Origin of the sequence: Vibrio sp. 1159, assembly GCF_033340395.1 — a bacterium.
Lineage (GTDB): Bacteria > Pseudomonadota > Gammaproteobacteria > Enterobacterales > Vibrionaceae > Vibrio > Vibrio alginolyticus.
In genome coordinates this window covers 25252-46345 of sequence record NZ_JAWOWL010000006.1, presented here as the reverse complement: position 1 = coordinate 46345, position 21094 = coordinate 25252, and the positions used below count along the sequence as shown (strand labels likewise).

Genomic DNA, 21094 nt, shown 5'->3' with positions numbered 1-21094 from the left:
TCGTACAACTTAACCGAACTATCGTTTTAAAAAACAAAAGGTTATTGTTAAGTTTAGATTCTTCTGCTTGGATTGTACGAAAATAAATCACTAGTACGTCACAAATTAAATAGTCTTAACGATTTTAGTGTTTGATTACCTTTCCTCAAGACGAAAGATTTTGCCGCTGTCGGTAGAAAAGTAGATATAACCATCGGGGCTGATGGTTATATCTCTTACTCGCTCACCAAGATTCTCCATCAATCTTTTTGATTCGGTGAGCTTGCCATTCTCAATAGAAGCTACGTTGATGTGCGCCAGTTTCAATGCACCGGCGAGGATTTTTCCGTCCAATTCAGGGTACTTATCGCCACGGTACAAAATCATGTTACTTGGTGCGATAGAAGGGATGTATACCAGTTTTGGATCTTCCATTCCCGGTAACGACTTAGCTTCCCCGACGTCCAACGGACCCCAATACTCTTTACCATGAGAGACTTTTGCCCAGCCGTAGTTCGCGCCTTTCTTGATTAGATTAATTTCATCGCCACCCCGTGGTCCATGTTCAATAGACCACAGCTGTTTTGTTGCTTCGTCGTAAAACATACCTTGTGGGTTACGGTGCCCGTAACTCCATATCTCAGGACGAGCTTGGGAAGGTTTGAATGGGTTGTCTTGCGGAACCGAACCATCAAGGTTAAGGCGCAGAATACTGCCAGCATGGGTTTGAGTGTCTTGCCCATTATCACGTTCGCCACGGTCACCGATTGAGAAATAAACTTTGTCGCCAACAAATGAAAGTCGACTGCCGTAGTGACGCCCTGTGTCGGTGATGGCATCAGCAACAAAGAGATCGTTCCAACCCACAAGTTGATTGTTTTGCAATAGCGCCGTCGCTAACGCCACCGTATTGCCTTTACTCGTGCGCTTGCTGTAGGTAAAGAAGAGTTGCGGGTTTTGCGTATCGGCATTCGGTGCGCGCGCGACATCCAATAAGCCGGCTTGTCCACTGGTGTTCACATTGGGGACGTTAAACAGCTTTTGAGGTTTGCCTGTGGTGATATCCAGCAACGAAACCGTACCGTTCTTTTCATTGACAATAACGCGTTGGTTATCTAAAAACTCGATCCCCCAAGGGATCTGAAATCCATTCGCCACTTCGTTGGCGCGGTATTCGGCAGCGTTGGCAGAAAAGGATAAACAAGTGAGTAGGGCAGCAGCAATCGTTCTCATGGTTCCTTCCAATATGAATCGTGTTAATACTTAAAAGCTAACACTAAAAGACTATGTTTGGCAGAGATTCACTTGTATATGAATGTAAAAAATCCCCGATACGAGATCGGGGATTGAATTAAGGCTAGAGAATTGTTTAGTTAGCGAGATTACATCGCTTCTTCGAAGATCTTAGAAATTTCTTCGTGAGTTGCTTGTTTAGGGTTAGTGAAACCACAAGCGTCTTTCAGTGCGTTGTCTGCTAGTGTTGGGATGTCTTCTAGTTTCGCACCAAGCTCTTTGATACCTGCTGGGATACCCACATCTTTCGCTAGAGTAACGATAGCGTCGATTGCTGCCGCTGCACCTGCTTCAGCAGACATGCCTTCTACATTTACGCCCATTGCTTTTGCTACGTCACGTAGACGCTCAGGACATACTTGCGCGTTGTAACGCTGTACGTGAGGTAGAAGAATCGCGTTACAAACACCGTGTGGAAGGTCATAGAAACCACCTAGCTGGTGTGCCATTGCGTGTACGTAACCTAGAGACGCGTTGTTGAACGCCATACCTGCCATGAACTGTGCGTATGCCATTTGTTCACGAGCTTCTAGATCTTCACCGTTTTTCACTGCTGTGCGTAGGTACGCTTGGATAAGCTCAATCGCTTTGATTGCTACCGCATCAGTGATTGGTGTTGCCGCGATAGATACGTAAGCTTCAATCGCGTGAGTTAGGGCATCCATACCTGTTGCCGCAGTTAGCGAAGCAGGTTTAGCTAACATTAGCTCTGGATCGTTTACCGAGATAAGCGGTGTTGTGTGCTTATCAACGATAGCCATCTTAATGTGACGCTCTTCGTCAGTGATGATGCAGAAACGCGTCATTTCAGATGCAGTACCCGCCGTCGTGTTGATCGCGATAAGTGGCATCATTGGTTTTGCAGATTGGTCTACGCCTTCGTAATCTGCGATTTTGCCGCCGTTAGAAGCAACAAGCGCGATACCTTTCGCACAGTCGTGTGGTGAACCACCACCTAGAGAGACAACGAAGTCACATTCGTTATCAGTAAGAAGTGCTAAGCCGTCGTTAACGTTGCTGATAGTTGGATTTGGCTGAGTGCCATCAAACACAACGGTTGCTACATCGCGCTCAGTGAGAAGGTCTTGAACTTGTTTGACTACACCGATTTGGTTAAGGATCTTATCCGTAACGATCAAACCTTTTTTAAAGCCTTGAGATTGGATGCTGTCTGCTGCGTCTTTCAAACAACCAGCGCCCATTAGGTTTACCGTAGGGATAAAAAATGCACTTGTCATATTGGATAGCTCCGTCGTTATTTTTAATAATCTTTCTTAATTTGCCATTTACTGTCGCACATTCGTTTCCAGATTGAAGTTGATCTGAAGCAAGTTTACCTACTTAGAGGTACTTGCAAGAGAAAAACTGTGACAGCGATCTTGTTGCACTGCATATAAGTGCAACACTGATATAAAGTAGAACAAATATGAAACTATGGACGCAAACGATTGGTAGAAATTGACTTCTGACGCGGATATATCTCTAAATTCGACTAAAGTATAAAAATCCCCATTAATAACTTAATTATCAATGGGGATAGGGAAGTGTTTTATAAGCTAACTACTAATAATTAAGCTATTTTAATCAGTTTTGATACTAACTTTTCGATACCTGAAGCCGCTTGAGAGATATTCTCTGCCAACATGTAAGCAGGGGTTGAAAGTACGAGGTGTTTTTCATCAAAAATGATGTCTTCGACAGGGCACGTGGTGTGTTCACCGCCCATTTGATTAAATGCTATTGAGACTGCCTCATCGTTGCCTACCGTTCCTTTCACGCCTTGCTCATAAATCATCGGAATAATGACAGGAGAAATACACAGATAGCCAGCTGGTTTTTTCGAATTAGCAAACGCGCGACAAGCTTGAGCTACGTGTGTGTTAATGGAGCACTCTGCACCTGAAACGGCGAAGTCGGTTAAGTTTTTCGCAGCACCAAACCCACCTGGAAGCAGTAGGGCATCGTATTCATCGACGTTAAGTTTGGCGACATCGTCAATATTTCCGCGTGCAATACGAGCTGATTCGATCAATACGTTACGTGTTTCATCCATTTCGTCACCAGTTAGGTGATTGATGACGTGGAGTTGGTCAATGTTAGGTGCAAAGCAGTGCCAAGTTGCACCTGCCTTCTCGATGGCGTAGAGCGCCAACACTGCTTCGTGGATCTCAGAACCGTCGTAAACGCCTGAACCACTTAAAATGACTGCGACTTTTTTCATGTTTGGATTCCTTTACTCTGAACGTTCCTTAGATTGCTCTTCGCTATCTAGACCATGCGTTTCCGAATGTGTTTTAACGTTTTCACTCTCGTTGTCATCTTCATCATAGTAGCGCACAACAAAGGGTGTAAGCATAACACTAGAGGGCAGAAAATGTTTCATATCGACTCCAACGGCTTAATAGAATGATTTTTATACTGATTTTTATAAAACAGTACGTTGAACCTGATCATTTTTGAGTTAAGCTGACGTTTCCTTTGGCATTCGTGAGTGGTAGGTCACATGAAATCAGTGCAATTTCGTTTCACACTTTATGGTTGTATCGCAATTCTCTCTTGGAGTTGTCTGCTTGGCATCGCGAGGTTGGTTACGGAGAGTTTAGGTCCTGTAGGTGGGGCAGCCATGTTGTACTCTCTCAGCTCTGTTTTCCTTCTTATCGTGGTCGGTATTCCAAAGTTGTCTTACTTTTCTCCCAAGTATCTTGTGCTTGGTGGTGCGATGTTCGTCTGCTATGAAATATTTCTCGCTCTATCTTTGGGATATTCCAACTCGCGCGCGCAGGCAATTGAGGTGTCGATTGTCAACTACCTTTGGCCCGCACTGACGGTTTTATTTGCGGTCCTTGGCAGCAATAAAAAAACAAACTGGTTGCTTTATCCAGCAGTTACGCTGGCGTTTGTTGGGGTTGCTTGGACTGTGAGCGGTGAGAATGGCTTATCCATAACTCAGATCATGTCCAATGTTAGTAGTAACCCTCTGGTGTATTTTATGGCTTTCGCTGGGGCGGTTATATGGGCCTTTTATTGCAACTTAACCCAAAGGCAGCAATCTAAACATAATGCGATTACCCTGTTTTTCATTGCAACAGCTGTTTCGCTTTGGGTCAAATACGCGTTTACGGATGAGCCACCAATGACATTCAGTTGGGAAGCGATGGGGTACTTAGTGGCTTCTGCGGCTTTAATGGCTGGTGGTTATGGTTTATGGAATATCGCGATCGTTGGCGGCAATATGGTTTTTCTCGCCACCTTGTCTTACTTCACGCCCATTTTTTCCGCTTTATTTTCTTCCATTATTCTTGGCGTAACTCTGAGCCATAGCTTTTGGCAGGGCGTTGTGATGGTAACGGTGGGCTCGCTGATGTGTTGGTTAGTCACCAAAGAGAAGCGCGAAGCGGCTGGGTAAGTTACCAACGAGATCAGAGAATTTAAGTGAGCAACGAACAGATCTCCCTTGCGAGCTGTATTCGAATACGAAGCAACTAAATCGAAAAAATTAAAAAAGCTCCCGAGATTGGGAGCTTTTTATGGAGTTTTAACGGCTCTTTGGTGGCGCTCTAATAAGCGACGTTCAAGTGTAGTTGAAGCTTGAATCTGTGCTTTGACAGTCGCTTGATAAGCTGCTTACGAGTGTGCTCTAGTGTATTAAGCTCCAATGTGTCGTCATCAATATGTACGTCCACATTTACTCGTAGCTCTTGGCCCACCTTCGTTACGCCAGCCAGTTTCAATTGATGCTCAGTCACTTTTTCAATCTCAAGAACATCTTTGCCAACGCTCTGACACAGCTCTTTGCTTGGTGTCATCATTAGTAGTTCACGTAAGGCACCTACTAGCATATCGAACGGTACTTTGAGGAAGTAAAAGCCCATTAAAACCATCATCATGGGGTCGGCATATACCGCATACTCAGAGAATGGCGTTAGTGAAACAGCCCAAGCCGAGATAAATCCTACGGTCACCGCCACACTTAGCAGAGTATCCATTTGCCACTGTTTTTTCTCCGCTTCAATCAAGCCTGATGAGAAGCGGCGGCTGCGTTTCGCCATAAACCACCAAGCGTAACCACAGCCAATAACATTCACGATGCCGAATAAGGTCGCAATAGAAGCATCGACCTCGCGACCTCCAGACATCAATGCTGATATCGCAGAGTAGAGAGAGAAGCTTACAACCACTAAAATGACGGCTGCTTTTATCGCAATAACGATTGGTTCTAAGACCGCTTTTCCAAATGGGAATACAGATTTTGAAGGCTTGTTAATATAGTAAGAAGCGGCCAGTGACAATAAAGTTAACAGTAAGCTGACCAAAGAGTAAACACCGTCAAAAACGATGACAATTGAGCCTACAAGCAAGCCAAGTACCATACCACCAGCAGCGAACCCAGATGCCAAAAGGGCTGAAATGGTTAGAATACGGTTTTCGTTTTTGCTTGTCCTGTCACACATAAAAGATGCCTTTGAATTTTAATACCTTGCTATTCTTCGCTCATAAGGTAATTTAGGCAACCACAAAGTGACCAGTAACTAATCTAAAAAATTGCGCTTTTATTTATGTTCTTATAAAACAACGACTTACTGTGGCTTTTTGGTGTCAGTAAAATTGACGCTCACTGATAAAATGTTTAGAAGTCAAATAAATACTCGCTCAATTTATCTGCTAACCACGTCATTGCAGGATGCTCAGCATGGCCGTTAGGTGAAAACATACAGTAGTCTTCTTGCGTCAATCCGTATGTGTGTTTGATAACGGCGAGCTTCTGCTGACGAAGGTAATGGCGGATTAATGGTTCTGGAAGCACGCCCCAAGCGTCTTCTTCTAAGATGGTGTTCAGCATGTAGTCAAAACTCGAAAAACCAATATATCGAGTCGAGAAAGGTTGCAGTTCAGGGTTGTCTTTCTCATTTAGGTACACCATTAATGCTTGCATTTGACTACGTAGATCTTCGTCTGAGACACGGCGCATCTTACTTAGGCGGTGTGCTACACTGCATACTGACATCATACGTATCTTGCCTAATGGGTTATATACGATACGAGGATCGTCTACTCGCTCATAATCAACGCCGAAAGCAAAATCTACTTGGTGGGTACTGACCAAGTTGGCTAAGTCGCCACTGGATGCCAAGATTAAGTTGAAGGTTGTTGAAGGAAAGCGGTTATTCAATGTATGAGATAATTCTTGCCAGAGATCATCAGGTAAGGAGTCGTCACGTGCTACCCAAACTTCCGCGTTAAACCCTTCCGAGATTTGAGCGCAGGTCTTTCTGACCCGTTGTGCGATGATAAGTAGGTGTTCGCAATCTTTGTAAATGGCTTTCCCAGCTTCAGAGAGGGTGAGCTGGTTGCCAGTTCGGTTAAACAATTCAACGTCGAGATCTTTCTCTAATGCCTTAATCGACATACTGAGTTTGGTACGATTGCAGTCGAGTTGCCTTGCCGCTTCAGAAACAGAACCACACTCAGCGATGGTGCAGAAGGCTTCTACTTGAGTTAAGTTCATGATTTGACACAACCAATAAATGAATTCAAATAATTTGGGTATTATGCAGATGCGCTCCCAAAGCCATGAAAGATTATCGAAAAAAACGCGAATCCGCTAGATAAGTCTATGGTCTTTTAACGGTTTTGCGGTAATCTATGTGGGTTACAAAAAGTGAACATGGAGGCCACGATGGCACAAGATTGGGACGGCTTAGCAAAAAACTGGGAATCAAATCCAGCAACAGAGCAATTTGCGCAGTCGGTGTTTGAGCAGTTACAACAGCTAACTCAGCTTGATGGCATTAAAGTACTAGATTTTGGATGCGGAACAGGGCAGTTAAGTCAACGATTGTCACCGATGGTTAAAGACATCGTAGCATTAGACGCATCGGAAGCCATGATTGAGGAACTCGATAAAAAAGAGCTCGTCAATGTAGAACCTGTGGTAGATGCATTATCTCGCGGCTTGGTCGCTCAGCACCCTGCGTTTCGTGGACAGTTCGACTTGGTGGTTGCATCATCAGTTTTAGCGTTCGTGGAAGACTTAGACGCGTCATTAACGATCTCGCATTCTCTACTTAACCACGGCGGCTATTTTGTTCATTTTGATTGGATTGCAGAATGTGAACAAGACGGTTTTACCCTTGCGAAGTCTGAGCGTGCACTGAAAGAAGCGGGTTTTACTGAAGTTGAATCGCGACACGTTTTTGACATTACATCTGATGGTAAAACAATGTCGGTATTAATGGGGCTTGGTCGTCGCTAATACCGCTGAATAAAGAACAAAAATTGACAAAAGCGAGCTAACAAGCTCGCTTTTTTCTTATCTGCTGAGGGTATGTGTAACTTCACTTGCTCTAAACAAGTCGTCGTGGTGCAGGCAAGGATATACTCGAACAACTAAGTCTTCGGAGGTAATTTTTAGACGATTATCCTGCGTATCTCCTCCAGCACTTCAGGGTTGGCTATTGCGCCTAAATTTTCGACGTTTCGGTTGTTAACGACTTGCTTAACGGCTAACTCGACCAGCTTTCCTGAGCGTGTCTTAGGTATATCGCTTATTGCGTAAATCGCACTAGGTACATGCCTTGGAGAACATGCAGACTTTAGCTGTGCTTTGATGGAAGCGATCATCTCGTCATTGAGCTCTACCCCTTTGACTAATTGGACAAACAGCCATATTTGTTCGTTGCGATCGACTTCTTTTCCTACTGCGATCGAATCTAGAATACCGTCTATACAGTTCACTTGCTGATAGATTTCGGCCGTGCCGATTCTTACGCCACCGGGATTCAACGTGGTATCACTTCGACCATAAAACACGTATCCCCCAACGCTGGTCTGTTCAACATCATCGCCGTGGTGCCAAATATTGTCGAATTTATCCCAATAAGCGCGATGATATCTCTCACCGGTGTCGTTCCAAAAGCCAGCAGGGAAGTTGGGTAATGAATTGGCGCAAACCAACTCACCGCGCTCTCCCATTACGCTATTACCTTGTGGGTTAAAGACTCGGACATCGACCCCTAACCCTGCTGATTGGCACTCTCCCCGATAAACGGGAGAAATAGGGTTGCCTAATACAAAGCAGCCACAAATGTCTGTTCCGCCAGAAATCGAGGCGAGGTGTACATCTTCTTTAATGTGCTGATAGACATAATCAAACTGTTCTGGATACAGAACAGAGCCCGTTGAGCAAATGGTTTTCAGACTTGGAAATGCATCACTTTTCTGCGGAGAAAAAGATGCTTTTTCCAGCGCCTCTAGGTATTTTGCTGAGGTTCCAAATAGCGTCACTTCGGCTTGTTCTGCGAGGTCCCAGAGCACATTATGAGTAGGGTAAACAGGGCTACCATCAAAAATCACCAAACATGCACCGCTCGCGAGTGAAGAAACGTGCCAGTTCCACATCATCCAGCCGCAGGTTGTGTAGTAAAACACTCGGTCGTTCGGTTGAATATCGCAATGCAGTTGATGCTCTTTCAAGTGATTAAGCACCGTTCCGCCGACGGAATGGACGATGCATTTCGGTTTGCCTGTTGTGCCTGAAGAATAGAGCACAAATAGCGGATCGTTAAAATTCACACGAGTAAAAGTCAGCGCTTCGGGTGTGTATTGATTCAGGACGTTTTGCCAATCTTGGGTGCAGACATCGCATTCAAAAATGTGTGGTTTAAGGTAGCTAATTTGGCAAACTTGTTTAAGACCATCAAGATGATCCGCAATATGCTGGTTTTTCTCAGACATATCGAAAGTTTTGCCATTGAATGTATAGCCATCACAAGTAAACAGGATTTTGGGTTTCACTTGACCAAAGCGTTCCAAAACGCTTTCGACGCCAAAATCAGGTGAGGTGGAAGTCCAGATCGCCCCCAAACTACTGGTTGCTAGCATGACTACCACCGTTTGAGGTAGGTGAGGTAAATACCCAGCGACGACATCACCTTGCTTAATTCCACATTCTTTCAACCATTGCTGCACACTCGAAACTTCTTCGCACAATTGTTTCCAGGTGTAGGTCTGTTTTTCTTCACGTTCATTTTCAAACCAAATCGCGAGATCATCGGGTTGGTGACACGCGTAGGTTAACAAATTTTCGGCGTAGTTAATTTGCGCGTTTGGGAACCATTTTATATCCCTATTTTCAACAGGTTGCTGCCAGCGACTTTCTGCTCGCTCTTTTATGGTCTCTCCCTGAGTGCCAATGACGTCGCAGAATAGCCAAACTTCCTGCCAAAATTTTTCTACATGATCGAGTGACCATTGATGCAGATCAGCGAAGCTTTCAAGGGTATTTCCTTGTCGATTAATGTGTTCAATAAACTGTGTAATGTTGGCTTCTTCGATACGACTTTCGCTCGGTTGCCATACTTTGCTGCTCTCGCGCATAGGTCCCTCTATAACAAAGTGATAACAGGTTTTAGTTTGAGAGGAATACACGATAAAGTCAAACAAGCCAGATATTATATCGTGTCATAAAAATCATGCAGTTACGATGAGTTGTAAACAATATGTTACATCGGCATGATGCTGAGAAAATCGCGCAGGGATTGGAAGCTCTTAAGACTACAGATAGGCTTAATGTAAAGGATTTGTTAATGGAGATGAGCCATGACCCAGTATCGTTCTAAACCCGTAAACCAGGAAGGCAGGGTTGAATGGAGCCGTGAAGAAGACGCCATTTGGCGAGATTTGGTAACACGACAAATGGGTGTGATCCAAAACAGAGCTTGTGAGGCTTATTTACACGGTTTGACGCTGCTTGATTTACCTCAAGACCGCGTTCCTCAGTTACCAGAAATTAATCGTGTCTTGATGGAGACAACAGGTTGGCAAGTGGAGCCCGTTCCCGCACTTATTGATTTCGACCGATTTTTTAATCTACTCGGTAATAAGCGCTTTCCAGTCGCCACATTCTTGCGTACAAGAGATGAGTTCGATTACTTACAGGAGCCAGATTTCTTCCACGAAATATTTGGTCATTGCGCGATGTTAACCAACCCAGACTTTGCTGCATTTACCGAGCATTATGGTCAACTAGGGCAAGCCGCTACCCCAAAACAAAGAGCCTATCTCGCTCGCCTCTACTGGTTTACCGTAGAGTTTGGCTTGGTGAAAGAAGGGGACAAAACCAAAATTTACGGTGGTGGTATTCTTTCATCTCCTGGCGAAACCCTCTACGCATTAGAGAGTGATGTAGCAATTCGCGACCCATTTGAATTACAAACAGTGCTGAGAACGCCTTATCGTATCGACATCATGCAACCGAAGTACTACGTGATTGACGACTTTTCTCAACTTTTTAAAATCAGTCAGTTAAATTTATTGAAACAAGCCGATCTAGCGATTGAAGCTGGACTGCTTCCTCCACTTTTTGAACCAAAGGAACCTGCTCATGTTGAATGAACAAAAATGCGAAGCTTGTAGTATCGATGCCATTGCACTAAGCAAAGAAGAGCAACAGTCTCTGCTTCTGCAATTGTCTGATTGGCAGATCATTGAAAGAGAAGATATACCTCAACTAGAAAAGGTGTATAAATTTAAGAACTTCAAACAAGCATGGGCTTTCAGTAACAAAATCGCGGAACTGGCAGAAGATGAGTTCCACCATCCTTCTATTTTGTTGGAATGGGGTAAGGTTACCGTAACGTGGTGGAGTCACTCTATCAAAGGTCTGCATAAAAACGATTTTATCTGCGCATCAAAGTGTGACGCGCTAGCATCGGCAGAGTAGGACATTACCTCATACAAAAAAACGCCCGGCTTACGTCGGGCGTTTTGGTTCTAAATGACTTTTACATTACTTTATAGATTGATTCGGAAGACGGATGTCGTGCCCGATACCTCATTGCCAACGGCGATAAAATGACCACCATTACGGGTAAAGTAATTAATGGATTCTGGACCTAAATCGCCTGCTTTTGGATTGTATGTGTCGTTCATGCATTCGCCATCTTCGACTTCTGTACAAACTGGTTGGCTGTAATCACGACGGTTTACGTAATGCAGGAACTGCGCTTGTTTCGGGTCTGTGATGTCATAAATCATGATGCCGCCTTGACGCTCCAAGCCGATGAACGCGTAATGACGACCATTGATTTGTGCTACTTCAATCGCCTCTGGCTCAATACCTTTATCATCACTTCGGTCATCGCCACTATTATTGTTATCGTTGGTGCTGTTGAAGTTCTTGCCTTCATTCAGCAGCGCGATAGTCGCGAAATCGTCACCACTATCGAAGACCAACTTGCCGTTTTCATCCCAAATCGAGAATGAACGCGCGCCAAATGATTGAACATTCTCTTGTGCAGAAAGCGTTTGTTCCGGCTTAATCACTTTTAAACGCGCGAGTTGTTTGTTGTCTTTTAGTGCCTCTGCCAATGGGTGTTCTGCTGCTACTTTCAGCTTCTTACCGCGCACTTCATCAATATGGCTTAAACAGCTCCCTTGCTCAGATGTGTATTCATCTGTACCAAGGTAATCGTCTTCATCCCACATAAAGCCAGCTTTGTCGCACAGTTCTTGAGTGGTTGTGAATCCGTACTCACGCCCGTCGCCTTCATTTGCAGATACGATGTAAGTACTCCCATTCACTGAGTAGCTGTCGATAGTGTCAGGCATAAATAAGCCAACCAGTTGTGGGTAGCTTTTCAAGTTCCCAATGATTTTGTCTTTGTTGGATGCATCGAGTTTAGCGCCCGACCAAGACTTCTCACCTAAGCCAACAATTTTTTCTACCGATTTGCTCTCTGGATTGACGATTGCCATGGCGCTATTTTCTTGTAGCGCGACATAGATTTTACCGTTATCTGCAAAAGTGAGGTATTCCGGCTCTAGATCTTGTGCGATGGTGGCGTTTGGCCCCGAAATACGCACATTCATTGGGAGCTCTGCTTTTCGTGAACCATCAAATTCGTTAAAGCCAATTTGTGTCACTTCTGCTTGAGTAACACCAAGGCTCAGATCGATCAAAGTGATACTACCTTCAGGGTCAATGCTGTAATCGCTGTTTGGTTCTCCTTCATTAGCGGTTGCGATGTATCGGCCATCTTTTGAGAAGCCAACCATGTCTGGCAATGCGCCTGTTGGAAACGTCATGACTAATGACAAATCGTCGGAGCGGTACAAGCCAACAATACCATTCGCTTGTTTATTACTGTTTTCAATCGCAACTGCTACCAAACCATTGAATACAGCGACACTGTTTGCTGCGCCAATTTCAATGCCCGCTGCTTCGCCAGCGCTGTTGAGATCGATGAATGCGCTTTGCGTTGGTACGCCGTTGTCATCCATAGACATTACATCGACACGTTTTGCTTGAGCATTAACCACATAGAGCTTATCCGTACAAGCGTCATAACTGACGATTTCAGCTGCCGATGTGTCGAATGGAGCATCAGCAACGGATGTTCCGATAAACGTTAAACCTTGAATTGACGTTTCCCCAGTAACGGGGGCAGTGGTAGGTTTGCATTGTGTAGCGAATGAAGCCACGGTATCTTCGGGTTGTGATGAACACGCGATGGCAAGTGATGACAATGCGAGTACACCGATTGCCTTTAAAGGGGTGATCATGATATCTCCTTATCAATCCGATAGGTTGTCAATCAGCACGGGTTTTATGCTGCTGTCCATTTCCGCAACTGGAATGATAGAGCGCTGAATGACGTTTGATTTGGTAAGGCTCTGAATATATGTATGATTGATGACTCTTATATTGGCTTTTTATGAAACTAATGTGTCATCAATATGATGAAGTAGGGATAGAGGAATAATGGAATTAAAATCGTTTTTAGATTTATTGGCAGCGTCACCAGAGCAGGTCGAATTTGAAGCAACGATGGCGGTGATCGAAGATAACTATACGTTTGAGCCAACCGCTTTTGTAAATGGTGGGACACAAAACAATGCAGGCGAGAACAACGGTTCGTGTAAGATCTTCGCTTTCGGTTTGCTAAACAACCTAGACAAAGAAGCGACGCTAGCCTGCTTTGGCCGTTTTTATCGTGAAGATGTATTGCAGCATCCAGAGAACAGCGATCACCAGAATATTCGTAATTTTATGGTGACAGGGTGGGAAGGCATTAAGTTTGAAGCGTCCGCTTTAACCGCTAAATAAACACCAGTCAGAAAACGATGATCAGTAAGCCAGTCGTATTACGCGACTGGCTTTTTTTCTAGACATTTTCGGCACAAACACAGTTGGTTGGCGCTTGGCTTGGGTAAATCACGGGTTTCAATAGTAAAGCACCAGCATGTCTCTTTGCCTGCGGCGATATCACAATGGGCTTGAGTCCCGCACTCAGGACAACTGTGCGTTGAATCTTCTCCTGCGATTTGTTCGATAATCACATCTCGTTGGAGATCGGTTTTGTCTTTCCATTGGATGATTTCATCCATCGTCCGGTGACAACCAGAGCATATTCCGGCGTTATTTTTACATGCTGCTCGACAAGGTGACTTCATTGCTTTCTCGTTCTCATTTTTTATGCCGCGTACTCTAGCACAAAGCGAGTCAAGGCCGCCAAAATAAACGTGACTGCGATTTGCTGGTGAGGAGGGAGAACCAGTGTTACCCTTGGGCGAGTTACCTTAACTCTCTGTCACTTATGTTAGAAAAAGAAAACCTCATTAAACTCGCTAGAATGCAAATGCCATTTGGGAAATATGCAGGGCGAGTGTTAATCGACCTGCCTGAAGAATACTTACTGTGGTTTGATAAAAAGGGCTGGCCAAGCGGCGAGCTAGGGGATTTGCTCAAGCTATGTTTAGCGCTCAAAATTGAAGGCTTAGATAGTGTCGTGAAGCCTTTGAAGCGCATGTAATTAGCTACAGAAACGCCCACTCTTGATGAAAAGACTTATTATGAATTTTGATATCGATGCACTGAAACACCACCAATTGGTCGAAGATGGTAAATTAGAGGGATGTTACATTCATCAGCCAGCTCAAGGTAGCCAGCAAGATGACAAAGCTGTTTTGGCAGAGCGCCAAGCGTTGGAAAAGTTGGGATATAAGGTAATACAGGTTAAAGCTAAAGGCGGGACAACAACGTTTGCCGAGGCGATGCAAAAGCTTGCGAAGGAAACTGGTCACCTGCCTAAGGAGTAAGTGAGTGTAACCTGCCACAGCCTTACAAGTTCTCCCACCAGACTATTTTTTCATTCAAAAGAGCCAGACCGTTAGGCTGACTCTTTTTTGTCCCCAAATGAGCTGAAATCAATTTCGAAGTGGATAATAGAGTTCAAGATTTTCAAGTATTTAATCTAATAGAAGGCAAGATCACACTCCTACGCTTATTGACAACATAAAGGGGGAGAATGTCTATTCCTTTACTTTAAATGTACTTAAACATTAACTGTTCAACTTGTGCCATACAGGCTCTTTATCGTCTCCCTCAACCACACGATTTTAGGGTTCTGGTTATTGCGCTTGTGCCAAATCATAGTAAATGGAATCAGTAGCTTGTGCTGATAATCTTCAGCAACGGGGATAGGCAACGCTATTAAGTTGGGGTGAAGCTGTTCGCAGTATCGCTGACAATATTTTGGTGCTGTGGTTAACATTTGATGGTCGGGCTTTTCTGCAACAAATAAAGCTTGCTCGAAACTCGCCATCGTTAGGCTAACGTTTCGAGTGTGTCCCTGCTCAGCCAAGATCTCATCCAACACCCAACTGTCATTTTTCTCCCATGCTACATTGATATGGGCATAGCTTAAGAAAGTATCCAAATTCCACTCTTGCTTGAGCGCAGGATGATCTTTGCGGACATACACCATAGGTAAATCTGAGAACAACACTTCGAAGTTAATGAAATACGGTAGCAGTTCTAACGACTCTTTGGAGCGAGGATGGCTTTCGCGGCCAGTAAAACCAATATCCACTTCACCGCTAGTGATGGCATCTAATGAGTCCTCATCCCAGTTATGGTACTTTACCGTTGAGTCTGGGTAAAAGTCATGGATTCGTTTGGTCAGTTCGTCGACCATGATGAGTGACAATGGCGACTCTACTCCAAGATGAAATTTAACTCCGCTTGGAACATCATCACCTCTGAGTGAAACAATCTGGTTACCGATCTGCATCCAGTCTGACAAAAGCACTTGCACGTTTGTCGCGAGATTTGTTGGTTTTAGGCCTTGCGGCGTATTCACAAAAAGCGGGTCATCAAACCAAGCGCGTAGTTTGCCTAGAGACTTACTCACGGTTGAGGGAGTTACATTAAGTTTTTTCGCCGTTTTAGTAACACTCTGCTCTTGCAGTAGCAGTTGCAGAGTGAGCAGTAAATTAAGATCAAGTCGGGCAAGAGATTTCTTCATGAGGCTCACTAACGTTATGATTTGGAAATAATAATATTACGGAGAGTCCAATAACGCCACTAGCAACCAACGCTATCATTAACATCATCACGGCCGACACACCTAGCGTCGCCATCAACCAAATGTAAAGTGCAGACCAAGAAACCTGACCTATGCCAAGCATAGAGCTTGCAAGTCCAGCTTTGCGTGAGAACTGGCTTAACGCTTGGCTCATCGCCACACCAAACCCCATTGGAAAACTCATGCTGAGCAGAGTGAATCCTACCATATAAAGTGTCGGACTATCGCTATTCAAGTGAGCCGCGAGAATAACGATAGCCGACAGAAAATTGGTCATTTGTGCAGCGAACATCAATGTGGTTTGTTTGAAGCAAGAAAGAGCAAATGGAACTGAAAACGATGTCGTCATACCTACCATCGCGAGTAGTGCCATCGTTGTTGAATATTCGCCTCGAGTAAAACCAATTGAATCCATTATTATCATTGGTGACGTATTTACATAAGAGAGAATAGCTGTGACGCCTAAAGATGTATAAATAACGCGCGATATGAAAAAGCGGTTAGATAGTGATTCGTTCGAAGCTTCACTCACCTTTAAAGTTGTGCGCTTGGTTTTAGGCAAGGTTTCTTTCAAGACAAAGCAAGCAATTAAACCTATCACAACACCCATTATCGCCATGGCAGTGAATAACACGGGCCACGGAAACTTGATCATAATCAGATTGCCGATCACGGGGGCAAGTACTGGAATAGAGCAGATAATTCCATTAAGCATCGATAGAACCTTAGCTCGCTCTGGGTCCCCTAGAGTGTCACGCAAAATGGCAAAGGCCACTACATAGCAACATGCGGCACCTACGCCTTGGAAAAAGCGCATTATTAGGAAGCTATTACTGGTCTCAGCAGAGCCCGCGAACATTGATGCAAGGGTAAAAATCACTGCACCGCAAATGGCAACAGGTTTGCGTCCTAAACAATCAGCAGTTCGCCCAACAAAAACCATAGTCGATGCTAGACCAGCGAGGTAAATAGAAAAAGCAATATGAAGTTGTGATTCGCTGGCAGACAGGTCATGGGCGATTTGTGGTAAAGCAACCAAGTAGAGATCTATTGCCGTAGGATAAAGCAACACAAAGGCGAAGCTACATATCAGATATCGGGATAAATTAATTTTTTCCATTACTACCTCGTGAAGGAATTGGGCTTACGAGGATGATATGCAACATTACTCATCTTGGCGCGTTACCTTTCTGACAACAGGTATTTCCATATACGACATCAGTAACGATTGTGGCTATAGCAGTCAAATTTGCCCTAAGAAGAACCGTGGTATTGGGAGAAAGTAATCTATACAACCGAGTCCACTACATTAGTTAAATAGACAACGATGGACATTAGTGACCTGGAGTTTTCTCAAGCTATATTAAGCTCTCAAAACCGCAGAGCTTAAATAGTGTGGTTAAGCCTTTGATTCGGGTGTGGCCTGCCTTTGTAATCTCTTTCCCCAAAATACAATGTGTTTTGTTTTACAGGAGTCAGAATGCCTGACTCCTTTTCACTTTGCTTGTCGTGAGCTTTACCATCTTGGTCGTAGAGTATTGGTTATCGAAACCATTAACTCATGTTAGTGAAAGGAAGTTCCTGAACCCTATAGTGCTTCTTTCACCAATCTTCTGTTTGGGCCATTATCTCTAACATCCAGACGCGAAATAGCATAAGATACACGGCCTTTACTAGCACTGAGCCACTCATTGTAATGACAGATAAAACACAGCAAGCGACATTTGCCGATCTTGGCCTGATTCCAACATTAGTCGAGCGATTAGAAGCGTTGGAATACAGCCAACCGACGCCCATTCAATCCCGTTCTATTCCTGATATCCTTGAAGGGAAAGATATTATTGGTGGTGCCAATACGGGGTCTGGTAAAACCGCTGCTTTTTCGCTGCCAATCTTGCAAAAAATTGTTCAGCAAGACGAATCAAACAATCGCCGTGGCAACTTCGTTTCCCACCTGATTTTAGTACCAACTCGTGAGTTGGCATCACAGGTGGCATATAACGTCAAATCTTACTCATACCATCTCAGAGATAAGATCAAAACGGTTGCCGTATTTGGTGGTGTATCGGTGAACCCACAAATGCTGGCGCTTCGTGGTGGCTGTGACATCATTGTTGCAACGCCGGGTCGATTACTTGATCTGGTATCCAGTAACGCGATTAAGTTGGACCAAGTAAAAACGCTTGTTCTTGACGAAGCCGACCGTATGTTGAGCCTCGGATTTACCGAAGAACTGAATAAGATTCTTGCGTTACTACCAGAGAAGAAACAGACGCTGTTATTTTCTGCTACTTTCCCTGATAAAGTCACGACGCTGGCTCAGCAGTTGCTCCGCGACCCTGTTGAAGTTCAGTTGCAGAGCGCAGAAGCCAGCACTTTGGTGCAGCGCGTGTTTAGTGTAAATAAAGGTGAGAAGACGGCGGTACTCGCGCACTTAATCAAACAGCATCAGTGGCGACAGACTTTGATTTTTGTGAATGCTAAGAATGCCTGTAATCATTTAGCTCAAAAGTTGTCAAAACGCGGTATTACCGCTGAAGTTTTCCATGGTGATAAAGGGCAGGGCGCTCGTACTCGTGTCCTTGACGGTTTTAAGTCTGGCGAGATTCAAGTTCTTATTGCCACCGATATCGCAGCACGCGGCCTTGATATAGAAAAACTTCCAGTGGTGATTAACTTCGATCTTCCGCGTAGCCCTGCTGATTATATGCATCGAATCGGTCGTAGTGGTCGTGCTGGTGAAGTAGGTTTAGGGTTATCTCTTATCGATTACGACGACTACCACCATTTCAAAGTGATAGAAAAGAAAAATAAGTTTCAACTTGAACGCGAGCAGGTAGTCGGTTTTGAAGTGGAAGACGATCAGAGTGAAGCCTACTTTTTACCAATGAAGCCGCGAGCGAAGCCTGCAGGTACGGGTAAAAAGAAGAAAAAGCGTAATCAATAGAAAACGTAAACTACATGTGAGTTTAATTACGGGAGTTGTTGGAGAAATGGAATGCTCACTAGCTTGAGTCTTCGCTTCTAGCCATTCCTTTAAAGAACAATAGAGCCCTGCTGGAGCTACCAGTAGGGCTCTATTGCTTTTCAAGATAGTGTTATTGGCGACGAGCAGGGCGTCCGCGAGGTGAACGCTTTTTAAATGCAGACGCTGCTTTGGCTTGTGACTTAAGAATAGAGTCAACGGTTAGCGGCATTGGCTCTTTAGGTTCAAGGCCATGAGGGAAGGTACGAGCTCTTGGTGGTAAGTTGTATTCTTCTTCGCTCGCGCGTGGCATGCGCTTAAAGCGATAAAGGTAAAAGTTTTCTAATTTTTCTCTCGCCCATTCGGTTTTCTTTAAATACTTCACGCTACTTGCAATCGAAGGCTTAGTGTTAAAGCAATTAAAACGCATTGCTGTATCTAGAATGTCCCAGCCGTAAAAATCCACTAACTCTTGCAACATAGTCTCTAGCTTTAATCCGTGCAGTGGATTGTTCTGTTGCAGCTCGATTCTCTCTTCGTCAGTCATCATTTTTAAGGGCCTTACTCATTAAAGGGCGGAGTTTAACAAAGTATACAATGTAGAGATATCGATAGTTACTTTGCGATGGATGCGAGCACAGTGCTCTCTACCTTGAAAGTATAAATCGGAATTGGCCGCTCTACTTGGCTCTCTGCTCAAAAATGACTCTTAAAAGTTCAAGCGTCCCAGCTCGATGTTAAATTATTGTGTAATAAGTGAGATTTTTGTTGTTCTTTTACTAATGTCTAATATTCCTACCCATAGCAACACATGCTTAATAAGCTCAAAATCAAAATTGGTTCATGCCGCTTTCTTAGTATGGCCTAGAAGTTTGATGTGGGTGTTGTCTCGTATTGGTCGAAGGCCTGTCTACCAAGCGAAACTCTAGTTGACGTAGTTCAACGTTGAAACATAAAAGGATGACTCAATGTCTGACAAAAGTAAGACTTTTTACAGGGATGTGCGCAAAAAACCGCATGAATTTGAAAACCGAGAAGACTTTCTAAATCATGATTTAACCGTCATGAGTTTCCGTCGCTGGGGAATTCATTTGCCCTCACGTGATTACAGTATTGAAATCGAAGACTGGGTACCGGCATTAGCAGCAACCATTGGTAAAGTGGTTATGGTCACTGCCATGGTTTCCGCTTTTGCTGCTCAGTTTGGTTTATCTCCGGAATTCATTGCAGAAAACGTGCGTTACGAATTACTTATCGCTGGAGCCCTGTTCGTCATCCTGTTTTCTGCCATCCTAAACCCGAATGCAAACTTAGCGGGAACCCATGGCCCAATGATACCGCTGATTCCTATGATTGCAGCTGCAGGAGGGCACCCTCTCGCGCTAGGTTTGATGGTATGTGTTTTTGGGTTAATTCTCGCCTTAACCAAAGGTGGCTCTAAACTCATGACTCTGACTGGTATCGGGGTTCGAGGAGGGTTGTTGATCTACCTTGGTGCCGTTGGGTTGCTCGGGCAAATTAATAAGACGGAAGCGTGGGCTGCAAGTACGGACCAAGGTTACATTTCGTTTGTGGTCATAGGCCTAACCGTTATGGTTTACGCTTACTTAGCCAAGATCAATAAACGTTGGCTCGCTATCCCATTGTGCTCTGCACTCGCGGGTATTGTTGCTTATTTGATGGGCGCTGAGTTTGCCTTTACCACAGAACCGGGCCTGCCTAATTTCAGTCCATTCTACTGGTGGGGTGAAGATACAGGCTGGCAGCTAGGCTGGCCAACCCTAGAGCACTTTATTGCCGTGACTCCATTTGCTCTACTGGCAGTCGCTATGTGGTCCCCTGATTATCTCGGCCATCGTGTGTTTCAAGAACTTAACTACCCAAAAGAAGCGAAAGGTGTACTCATGGATGTCGACGACACGATGGTCGGAGCATCTGTTCGTCAGGGGGTTGGTTCACTCTTAGGGGGCGGAAACCTAGCTTCTTCTTGGGGAACGTACATGATTCCTGCCGCAATTGCCAAGCGTCCTATTCCAGGTGGCGCTCTGTTGACGGGTTTCATGTGTATTGCGGCGGCGGTAATTGGCTACCCAATGGATCTAGCAATGTGGGAACCTGTTCTGCGCGTTGCTTTGATTGTGGGTGTATTCTTACCACTTTTAGAAGCGGGTATGCAGATGATCCATAAGCATAAAGATTCACTCAGTGCAGGTATCTGTATTTTTGCCTGTGCATTCGTTAATCCAGTCTTCGGTTGGGCAATCACGATGCTGTTGGATAACCTCGGGCTTATCGGCGACCATGAGCGTGCTAACGAACTATCGCGCAAAGATAAATATCTGATTCCTGGCACTGCGTTTATCGTTTGTGCAGGCTCCCTTGCTATTGTTGGTCAGCTTCCAGGCATTCCAGCTCTTATCGGTTAATCGAATTATGCTCTAAAGGTATAGTGAGAGCAGTGAGTAAAGGGACTTGCTTCTTAAAATAGTAG

The 21094-nt window shown here is 44.5% G+C and carries 21 protein-coding genes; 9 read left to right on the top strand and 12 right to left on the bottom strand.

Features of this window, described 5'->3' with window-relative positions; genetic code table 11:
• Positions 1-135: 135 nt before the first annotated feature.
• The 4 genes from R7127_RS07035 to R7127_RS07020 form a co-directional block, all read right to left on the bottom strand.
• Complete coding sequence (locus R7127_RS07035) at positions 136-1212, bottom strand: PQQ-dependent sugar dehydrogenase (protein WP_172563877.1); 1077 nt, start codon at positions 1210-1212, stop codon at positions 136-138.
• A gap of 149 nt (positions 1213-1361) precedes the next feature.
• Complete coding sequence (gene yiaY, locus R7127_RS07030; RefSeq protein ID WP_042521463.1) at positions 1362-2510, bottom strand: L-threonine dehydrogenase; 1149 nt, start codon at positions 2508-2510, stop codon at positions 1362-1364.
• A gap of 332 nt (positions 2511-2842) precedes the next feature.
• The gene (gene elbB / locus R7127_RS07025; RefSeq protein WP_172563876.1) at positions 2843-3493 is read right to left on the bottom strand and encodes an isoprenoid biosynthesis glyoxalase ElbB; all 651 of its coding nucleotides are present in this window, start codon (positions 3491-3493) and stop codon (positions 2843-2845) included.
• Between the two features lie 12 nt (positions 3494-3505).
• Positions 3506-3655 carry a hypothetical protein gene (locus tag R7127_RS07020; protein ID WP_017634379.1) on the bottom strand — a complete coding sequence of 50 codons (150 nt, stop codon included), beginning with the start codon at positions 3653-3655 and terminating at the stop codon, positions 3506-3508.
• A 120-nt stretch (positions 3656-3775) separates the two neighbouring features.
• Between R7127_RS07020 and yddG the strand changes: the two genes are divergently transcribed.
• Positions 3776-4678, top strand: a complete 903-nt coding sequence (gene yddG, locus R7127_RS07015) for an aromatic amino acid DMT transporter YddG (RefSeq protein WP_042521459.1) — start codon at positions 3776-3778, stop codon at positions 4676-4678.
• Between the two features lie 151 nt (positions 4679-4829).
• Here the strand turns inward: yddG and R7127_RS07010 are convergent, their stop codons facing one another.
• Both R7127_RS07010 and R7127_RS07005 read right to left on the bottom strand, forming a co-directional pair.
• Positions 4830-5723, bottom strand: coding sequence for a cation diffusion facilitator family transporter (locus R7127_RS07010; protein ID WP_115386720.1), 894 nt, complete (start codon positions 5721-5723; stop codon positions 4830-4832).
• Between the two features lie 176 nt (positions 5724-5899).
• On the bottom strand, positions 5900-6778 hold the full coding sequence (locus tag R7127_RS07005; RefSeq protein ID WP_115386719.1) for a LysR family transcriptional regulator: 879 nt from the start codon (positions 6776-6778) through the stop codon (positions 5900-5902).
• 171 nt (positions 6779-6949) lie between these two features.
• Between R7127_RS07005 and R7127_RS07000 the strand changes: the two genes are divergently transcribed.
• Entirely contained in the window at positions 6950-7525 is a 576-nt protein-coding gene (locus R7127_RS07000; RefSeq protein WP_054728907.1) for a class I SAM-dependent DNA methyltransferase, read from the top strand.
• 155 nt (positions 7526-7680) lie between these two features.
• Here R7127_RS07000 and R7127_RS06995 read toward each other — a convergent pair whose 3' ends face one another.
• On the bottom strand, positions 7681-9648 hold the full coding sequence (locus R7127_RS06995) for an acetoacetate--CoA ligase (RefSeq protein WP_213872389.1): 1968 nt from the start codon (positions 9646-9648) through the stop codon (positions 7681-7683).
• Between the two features lie 222 nt (positions 9649-9870).
• On the opposite strand from R7127_RS06995, the gene phhA reads away from it, so the two are divergent.
• Positions 9871-10665 (top strand): phenylalanine 4-monooxygenase, encoded by a 795-nt coding sequence (gene phhA, locus R7127_RS06990; protein ID WP_053350625.1) that lies wholly within the window; start codon positions 9871-9873, stop codon positions 10663-10665.
• Positions 10655-10993, top strand: a complete 339-nt coding sequence (locus tag R7127_RS06985; RefSeq protein WP_005375563.1) for a 4a-hydroxytetrahydrobiopterin dehydratase — start codon at positions 10655-10657, stop codon at positions 10991-10993. The genes phhA and R7127_RS06985 overlap by 11 nt, the downstream gene beginning before the upstream one ends.
• Before the next feature lie 71 nt (positions 10994-11064).
• Here the strand turns inward: R7127_RS06985 and R7127_RS06980 are convergent, their stop codons facing one another.
• Positions 11065-12834, bottom strand: coding sequence for a choice-of-anchor I family protein (locus R7127_RS06980; protein WP_213872390.1), 1770 nt, complete (start codon positions 12832-12834; stop codon positions 11065-11067).
• A 199-nt stretch (positions 12835-13033) separates the two neighbouring features.
• Between R7127_RS06980 and R7127_RS06975 the strand changes: the two genes are divergently transcribed.
• Positions 13034-13378 carry a HopJ type III effector protein gene (locus R7127_RS06975; protein WP_213872391.1) on the top strand — a complete coding sequence of 115 codons (345 nt, stop codon included), beginning with the start codon at positions 13034-13036 and terminating at the stop codon, positions 13376-13378.
• A gap of 38 nt (positions 13379-13416) precedes the next feature.
• Here R7127_RS06975 and R7127_RS06970 read toward each other — a convergent pair whose 3' ends face one another.
• Positions 13417-13725: a cysteine-rich CWC family protein gene (locus R7127_RS06970; protein ID WP_171342533.1), complete on the bottom strand. Its 309-nt coding sequence runs from the start codon at positions 13723-13725 to the stop codon at positions 13417-13419.
• A 143-nt stretch (positions 13726-13868) separates the two neighbouring features.
• Here R7127_RS06970 and R7127_RS06965 point away from each other — a divergent pair, with 143 nt between their 5' ends.
• Positions 13869-14084: a DUF3820 family protein gene (locus R7127_RS06965; protein WP_005375557.1), complete on the top strand. Its 216-nt coding sequence runs from the start codon at positions 13869-13871 to the stop codon at positions 14082-14084.
• A 40-nt stretch (positions 14085-14124) separates the two neighbouring features.
• A complete protein-coding gene (locus tag R7127_RS06960) occupies positions 14125-14370 on the top strand; it encodes a hypothetical protein (protein WP_017821096.1) in 246 nt (81 codons plus the stop codon).
• 251 nt (positions 14371-14621) lie between these two features.
• On the opposite strand, the gene yidZ is transcribed toward R7127_RS06960, so the two are convergent.
• Both yidZ and R7127_RS06950 read right to left on the bottom strand, forming a co-directional pair.
• Complete coding sequence (yidZ, locus tag R7127_RS06955) at positions 14622-15578, bottom strand: HTH-type transcriptional regulator YidZ (RefSeq protein ID WP_033907131.1); 957 nt, start codon at positions 15576-15578, stop codon at positions 14622-14624.
• A complete protein-coding gene (locus R7127_RS06950) occupies positions 15553-16758 on the bottom strand; it encodes an MFS transporter (protein WP_053307823.1) in 1206 nt (401 codons plus the stop codon). The genes yidZ and R7127_RS06950 overlap by 26 nt, the downstream gene beginning before the upstream one ends.
• A gap of 576 nt (positions 16759-17334) precedes the next feature.
• Between R7127_RS06950 and R7127_RS06945 the strand changes: the two genes are divergently transcribed.
• Positions 17335-18585, top strand: coding sequence for a DEAD/DEAH box helicase (locus R7127_RS06945; protein WP_005375545.1), 1251 nt, complete (start codon positions 17335-17337; stop codon positions 18583-18585).
• Positions 18586-18736: 151 nt separating this feature from the next.
• On the opposite strand, the gene R7127_RS06940 is transcribed toward R7127_RS06945, so the two are convergent.
• Positions 18737-19153: a VF530 family DNA-binding protein gene (locus tag R7127_RS06940; protein ID WP_005375544.1), complete on the bottom strand. Its 417-nt coding sequence runs from the start codon at positions 19151-19153 to the stop codon at positions 18737-18739.
• A 418-nt stretch (positions 19154-19571) separates the two neighbouring features.
• Here R7127_RS06940 and R7127_RS06935 point away from each other — a divergent pair, with 418 nt between their 5' ends.
• Positions 19572-21029 carry a DUF3360 domain-containing protein gene (locus tag R7127_RS06935; protein WP_005375642.1) on the top strand — a complete coding sequence of 486 codons (1458 nt, stop codon included), beginning with the start codon at positions 19572-19574 and terminating at the stop codon, positions 21027-21029.
• The last annotated feature ends 65 nt before the right edge of the window (positions 21030-21094 follow it).

Excerpts from the sequence above, each read along its gene's own strand:
- phhA (WP_053350625.1), top strand. The coding sequence starts at position 9,871 with ATGACCCAGTATCGTTCTAAACCCGTAAACCAGGAAGGCAGGGTTGAA.
- yidZ (WP_033907131.1), bottom strand. The coding sequence starts at position 15,578 with ATGAAGAAATCTCTTGCCCGACTTGATCTTAATTTACTGCTCACTCTG.
- R7127_RS06970 (WP_171342533.1), bottom strand. The coding sequence starts at position 13,725 with ATGAAGTCACCTTGTCGAGCAGCATGTAAAAATAACGCCGGAATATGC.
- elbB (WP_172563876.1), bottom strand. The coding sequence starts at position 3,493 with ATGAAAAAAGTCGCAGTCATTTTAAGTGGTTCAGGCGTTTACGACGGT.
- R7127_RS06960 (WP_017821096.1), top strand. The coding sequence starts at position 14,125 with ATGAATTTTGATATCGATGCACTGAAACACCACCAATTGGTCGAAGAT.
- R7127_RS06940 (WP_005375544.1), bottom strand. The coding sequence starts at position 19,153 with ATGATGACTGACGAAGAGAGAATCGAGCTGCAACAGAACAATCCACTG.
- R7127_RS07020 (WP_017634379.1), bottom strand. The coding sequence starts at position 3,655 with ATGAAACATTTTCTGCCCTCTAGTGTTATGCTTACACCCTTTGTTGTG.
- R7127_RS07005 (WP_115386719.1), bottom strand. The coding sequence starts at position 6,778 with ATGAACTTAACTCAAGTAGAAGCCTTCTGCACCATCGCTGAGTGTGGT.
- R7127_RS07010 (WP_115386720.1), bottom strand. The coding sequence starts at position 5,723 with ATGTGTGACAGGACAAGCAAAAACGAAAACCGTATTCTAACCATTTCA.
- R7127_RS07000 (WP_054728907.1), top strand. The coding sequence starts at position 6,950 with ATGGCACAAGATTGGGACGGCTTAGCAAAAAACTGGGAATCAAATCCA.
- R7127_RS06935 (WP_005375642.1), top strand. The coding sequence starts at position 19,572 with ATGTCTGACAAAAGTAAGACTTTTTACAGGGATGTGCGCAAAAAACCG.
- R7127_RS06950 (WP_053307823.1), bottom strand. The coding sequence starts at position 16,758 with ATGGAAAAAATTAATTTATCCCGATATCTGATATGTAGCTTCGCCTTT.
- R7127_RS06965 (WP_005375557.1), top strand. The coding sequence starts at position 13,869 with ATGTTAGAAAAAGAAAACCTCATTAAACTCGCTAGAATGCAAATGCCA.
- R7127_RS06995 (WP_213872389.1), bottom strand. The coding sequence starts at position 9,648 with ATGCGCGAGAGCAGCAAAGTATGGCAACCGAGCGAAAGTCGTATCGAA.
- R7127_RS07035 (WP_172563877.1), bottom strand. The coding sequence starts at position 1,212 with ATGAGAACGATTGCTGCTGCCCTACTCACTTGTTTATCCTTTTCTGCC.
- R7127_RS06980 (WP_213872390.1), bottom strand. The coding sequence starts at position 12,834 with ATGATCACCCCTTTAAAGGCAATCGGTGTACTCGCATTGTCATCACTT.
- R7127_RS06985 (WP_005375563.1), top strand. The coding sequence starts at position 10,655 with ATGTTGAATGAACAAAAATGCGAAGCTTGTAGTATCGATGCCATTGCA.
- R7127_RS06945 (WP_005375545.1), top strand. The coding sequence starts at position 17,335 with ATGACAGATAAAACACAGCAAGCGACATTTGCCGATCTTGGCCTGATT.
- yddG (WP_042521459.1), top strand. The coding sequence starts at position 3,776 with ATGAAATCAGTGCAATTTCGTTTCACACTTTATGGTTGTATCGCAATT.
- R7127_RS06975 (WP_213872391.1), top strand. The coding sequence starts at position 13,034 with ATGGAATTAAAATCGTTTTTAGATTTATTGGCAGCGTCACCAGAGCAG.
- yiaY (WP_042521463.1), bottom strand. The coding sequence starts at position 2,510 with ATGACAAGTGCATTTTTTATCCCTACGGTAAACCTAATGGGCGCTGGT.